Origin of the sequence: Ruminiclostridium papyrosolvens C7 (assembly GCF_000421965.1) — a bacterium.
Taxonomy (GTDB): domain Bacteria; phylum Bacillota; class Clostridia; order Acetivibrionales; family DSM-1351; genus Ruminiclostridium; species Ruminiclostridium papyrosolvens_A.
In genome coordinates this window covers 1-1,917 of sequence record NZ_ATAY01000074.1, presented here as the reverse complement: position 1 = coordinate 1,917, position 1,917 = coordinate 1, and the positions used below count along the sequence as shown (strand labels likewise).

Annotated in this window: 1 pseudogene; it reads left to right on the top strand. The window is 42.2% G+C overall.

Going from position 1 to position 1,917, the window contains the following annotated elements:
- Window positions 1-90 precede the first annotated feature (90 nt).
- Window positions 91-1,739, top strand: a pseudogene (locus tag L323_RS41775) (carbohydrate-binding protein); the annotation flags it as partial.
- Window positions 1,740-1,917 lie beyond the last annotated feature (178 nt).

Here is a 1,917-nt window from a genome sequence, read left to right as displayed (position 1 = left end):
GGGGATAAGTACCAGCTTTCCGGGAGAAACAGTATAAAAGTATGGTGAGTTCTGTATGTGTGAGAAACTCAAATTGTAATATAAGGAGGCTTATCATGGGGTTGTTTCGCAGCTGACATGGGAGATGCAACACATCAGTCGGTTGCCAGTACTCTTGATTTGGTTGGCTACAACTATTTTTCATATACCTATGATAGTGGACATAGCAGCCATCCGGAGTGGAAGATGCTTGGAAGTGAAACAAGTTCTGCGGTCAGAAGCCGTGGGGTTTATAAAACACCCACCAATAAAAACATTCTAACCGACACCGATAACCAGTGTTCTTCTTATGATAACAGTGTGGTCAGCTGGGGTAACAGTGCGGAATCATCATATAATGAAATCAATAAACGAAACTACATGGCGGGTGAATTCGTATGGACAGGGTTTGACTATATCGGCGAGCCTACACCTTACGGGTGGCCTGCAAAAAGTTTATATTTCGGAATAGTGGATACATGTGGGTTCCCAAAAGATATCTACTATTTCTATCAAAGCAAATGGAGTACCAAGCCGATGGTTCACATACTGCCTGGAACTGGTCTGCTGGAACTAATGTAGAGGTATGGGCGTACAGCAACTGCGATACGGTGGAATTATTCCTTAATGGCACATCACTTGGCTCAAAAAGTATTGGAACAGCAGGACATCTTTCATGGAGTGTTCCATGGTCTTCCGGGACATTACGGGCAAAAGGTACAAAAGGCGGTACAGTGGTATACGATGAGGTCATTACTGCGGGAGTTCCTTCAAAAGTCCTGTTAAAGCCCGACAGAACCTCTGTTAAAGCAGACGGTAAAGATTTGATATATATCGAAACAGATATTGCAGACAGCAACAATGTGACTGTTCCTACAGCTGATAATGCCGTGAATTTCTCAATATCAGGTCCCGGGGTAATTGTGGGAGTTGATAATGGTAATTCAATAAGTACGGAATCATATAAAGGTAATAGCCGTAAGGCTTTCAGTGGTAAGTGTCTGGTAATTGTCCAGCCGACCAAAGTAAACGGGACAATTGTTGTAACGGCAAGCTCCAACGGACTAGCGACCGGAAGTGTATCCGTCACTTCAACAGGCGGAGGAGAAGCACCTATTGTATCTGCATATAAACAGATTGAGGCCGAAAACTACGATAATCAGTCCGGAATCCAGAATGAAAGTTGTAAGGAAGGCGGACAGGATGTGGGATACATAGAAAATGGAGACTACACTGTTTATAACAATGTAGATTTCGGTAGCGGTGCCGAGAGCTTTACGGTAAGAGTTGCAAGTGCTACCAGCGGAGGTAATATTGAGATCAGGCTTGACAGTCCAAACGGAACTTTTGTGGGGACTTGTCCAGTCGTGAGTACAAGTGATTGGCAGACATTCACTGATGTAAAGTGAAGTGTCAGCGGGGTAAGCGGAAAACACGATCTGTATTTAAAATTTACCGGGGATAGCGGGTATTTATTTAATCTTAACTGGTTTACATTTATTGCACGAAGCTCAGCAAAATTGGGAGATTTGAATTCCGATGACCAAATAGATGCAATGGATTTCCAGTTGATGAAAAAATACCTTTTAGGCCAGGGAACCATTGAGAATACAAAATTAGCTGATTTGGATGCAAGTGGTACTATTGATGTTTTAGATCTGCTGCTGCTGAAACAGTACTTACTAGGTACTATAACTTCTTTTCCGGGGCAGGGTACCTGATTGTCCGGAAGTAGGAAAATATATATAAACTTAAAAATTAATCCGAAAGAGAGGAAAAAAGATGAAACATTTATTTAAAAAAGGTTTTTCCATTATTTTTTGCTTGTTTCTAATATTGGCAAGTGCTTCAGCGGTTAACGCTGCAGCTAACCCTAATCCGTCATGGAGTGTGGACGAG